Source organism: Candidatus Sordicultor fermentans (assembly GCF_012728195.1).
GTDB classification, from domain to species: Bacteria; Atribacterota; Atribacteria; order Atribacterales; family Caldatribacteriaceae; genus Sordicultor; species Sordicultor fermentans.
This window is the reverse complement of sequence record NZ_JAAYFP010000126.1, coordinates 1-2996: the sequence shown is the minus strand read 5'-3', so window position 1 is coordinate 2996 and position 2996 is coordinate 1. Positions and strand designations below refer to the sequence as shown.

The window sequence follows — 2996 nt, the reverse complement described above, 5'->3', positions numbered from 1 at the left end:
TGGCGCGCCTGGAGGGAATCGAACCCCCAACCTACGGATTAGAAGTCCGTTGCTCTATCCTATTGAGCTACAGGCGCAGCCATATAAGGATTTTATAACCTTTTTTGCTTTCCGTCAACTTTTCAATGTTTACAAAAAATGGAGAAATGTTTCCCGCAAGGTTCTAAGTTTTTCTTCTGAATTTCCCTGAAAAAAGAGAGAAATTACCTTTCTTCCCGCCCTCTTAAGCGCTTCCCGGTCTCCCAATGCTTGAGCTTTTTTCAGTGCTCCAAAGGTAAAGCAGGAAACATCGCTTCCTGCTTCTTCTGGGATAGGAATATCTATAGAAGGTTCGCTCACCAGCTGTAAAAATACTCCTTTCCCTCCATCTCCCTTATGTAATTGGCCAGTAGAATGCAGAAAACGGGGTCCATATCCGAAAGTTACTGCTTTCTTAGTTTTATCTCGAAGAAGAGAAGCAAGTGAAATTAGCTCTTTTTCTATTAGAGGATTAACAGGAAGGTAAGCATGAATAGAAATATAGCCTCCTGGCTCAACAAACCCCAAAAATTGTTCTAGAACCTCCTTCAAGGAAGAAGCAGAGAAATCACAAAATATATTGAATCCTTTTTCCACCAGAACAGGGTTTTCTTCCTCGAAGCTACCTTCTTTGCATCTTCTCATCATTTCTTGAGTAAATTTTTTGGTAGATTCTACATCAGGCTGATCAAAAGGATTTATTTTTAACCAGTAGCCGGATAAGGCAGTGGCAAATTCCCAGATGAACATTTGTTCTCCCAGATCGTAGTGGCTCGCAACAGATATCTTAATCACTGGATGCCCGGCATTTTTTAGCTCCTCAAGTAAATTATTGAGAGAGTCATTTTTTTCTCCTTCTATATAGACAAATAGGCGGTCTTCTCCATATACCTCTGGTTTTCCGGGTTGTCTATCGATGACCGGCAATATTCCTTTCCCTTCTTTCCCTGTACTTTCAGCAACCAATTGTTCTAACCAATCACCAAAACTTTCCCATCGAGGAGAAGAGAAGAAAAAAGTTAGTTTGTCTCTTCCTTTTTGGGCTAAAATTCCTAAAGTGGTTCCCAGAAGGGCACCTTCATTATCCTTAAGAGGGGTAGAGGGAGAACATTTTTGGGAGGCAATAGTCGCTTTTTCTAAAAGAAGTGATAAATCTATTCCTAAAAGAGCGGCAGGTACAAGACCAAAAAAAGAAAAGGCAGAATAACGACCTCCAATATCAGGAGGATTCAAAAACACCTTACGGAAGCCATATCGTTCTCCTAACTGAACTAGAGGACTACCAGGGTCAGTTATAGCGATAAAATGTTTTCCTGCTTCTTTCCCGAGTTTTTTCTGTGCCAGATTATAGAAAAACTTAAAAAAGGAGAGAGTTTCCAGAGTGTTTCCTGATTTGGTAGAGACGAGATAAAGAGTTTTGCCAGGATCTAAAGATTGATCATAATGATTTACCATTTCAGGATCAGTACTGTCAAGAACATAGAGATTCAAAAACCCTTCTTTATTTCCCCATACTTTCTGAAATAAGTCAGGAGCCAAACTTGACCCTCCCATCCCTAAAAGGAGAGCTTCCTGAAAACCTTCCTTTCTCAGCTCAGCAGTCATATCTTCTAGTTGAGCTACATTTTTTTGCATTTCTTGAGGGGCACTTAACCATCCCAGGCGATTGACAATCTCATAAGGATATGGTTTCCATAGAGTATAATCTTTCTCCCACAGGCGAGAGATTACCTTTTCTTCTTCCAGAGTGATAAAAGATGACTCTATTTCCTCTGCGTATTTTCCCCAAAATATTTCCATTCTATTTCCTCCTTTCAAAGCTATCAATAGGAGAATAGCAAGATAATTTTTCCTGGTCAAGAATAAAGTATTTTCAATTTACGGTGATAATAAAAGACAAGAGTTTATCTTAATATCTAGGACCTCTTTTCCAAAGACTAAATGAGCACTCACCAGCGGTTTTTCTTTACTTCCTTCCACAGTAAAGCAGACCTCACTACATCCCTCAGCTACAGGATTGGCTACTCCTTTGTTTTTGAGCAACAAACTCCCTCCTTGGGAATAGATTTTCAAGGGGTTAGAAGACAGATTCATACTTAGCTCTTTACCGTCAGAGGAGGATTGAAGATTGTTACTATATCTCACCAGCTGGAAAAGAGTATTTACTGATCCGAGAAGGTTTTCTTCTTCCTCTATTTTTTGAGATAAGGAATTAAAGACTCTTCCCCAGGGAACAAGTAAGCTGCAAATAGCTACCACTAAAGATAGAAAAATAGCAGAACTTATTAAGACTTCAATAAGAGTGAAGCCTTCATTTTTCTCGAAGAGTTTGCAAAGAAAGAATCTCTTTTCCATTTTTGTCCTCCACCGTTACTTTGATTTCATAGATTTGTGAAGAAAATGAAAATTCCTTTACCTTACTTTCTATTATAAAACCCTCTTTTTCTTCGCTTCCAGAAACAGGCTTTTCTTCTTGTTTTAATGCTTCCATAGTATTTACAGCATCTACAAGAGCTTTAGCCTTAAGTGCAGAGCTTCTCCCCACCTTTCCCATGAGATTTATCTCTTGCCCAATAGCCAGCACCAAAAGAGAAAAGACACCTAAAGCAATAAGAACGCTTATTAAAATAAAACCTTCATCATTTTTCAACGATACGCACTCTCCCGGTAACTGGGGTGATGGTAAGATACATTAGTTTTCCATTCACCCGGATAGTAATGGTTCCTCCCATGGAGGGAGTACCAGTAGGGTAGAAGGAAATAGTATGTTGACTGAAGTTGGTAGTATAGAGGTCTACCCCTTTAGGAAAATTAACTATTTTTGGTTGAGAGTTGCAACCTCGATAAATAAAAAGATCCTGGGCGGGATCAAAGGTGATTTTGGTAGTGGCTCCGGTTCGTAACGCTTCTATCTTAGCTAAACGTAAATCACTTGCTATTCTCTGAGCAGTAAGTCTACCTAAGAGGGAAGTTTGCCA

4 protein-coding genes and 1 tRNA gene are annotated in these 2996 nt (G+C 39.4%); all 5 read right to left on the bottom strand.

Annotation, left to right across the window (positions count from 1 at the left end; translation table 11 throughout):
* Positions 1–77: transfer RNA gene (locus GXZ17_RS06780), tRNA-Arg, on the bottom strand.
* Positions 78–129: 52 nt separating this feature from the next.
* Positions 130–1818, bottom strand: a complete 1689-nt coding sequence (locus GXZ17_RS06775) for a hypothetical protein (RefSeq protein WP_409376534.1) — start codon at positions 1816–1818, stop codon at positions 130–132.
* Positions 1819–1896: 78 nt separating this feature from the next.
* Positions 1897–2373 carry a type II secretion system protein J gene (locus GXZ17_RS06770; RefSeq protein ID WP_409376533.1) on the bottom strand — a complete coding sequence of 159 codons (477 nt, stop codon included), beginning with the start codon at positions 2371–2373 and terminating at the stop codon, positions 1897–1899.
* On the bottom strand, positions 2330–2668 hold the full coding sequence (locus tag GXZ17_RS06765; protein ID WP_409376532.1) for a hypothetical protein: 339 nt from the start codon (positions 2666–2668) through the stop codon (positions 2330–2332). Before GXZ17_RS06765 ends, GXZ17_RS06770 begins: the two co-directional genes overlap by 44 nt.
* Positions 2658–2996 (bottom strand): GspH/FimT family protein (locus GXZ17_RS06760; RefSeq protein ID WP_409376531.1); only part of this gene is annotated, 339 nt, incomplete at its 5' end. The genes GXZ17_RS06760 and GXZ17_RS06765, both read right to left, overlap by 11 nt.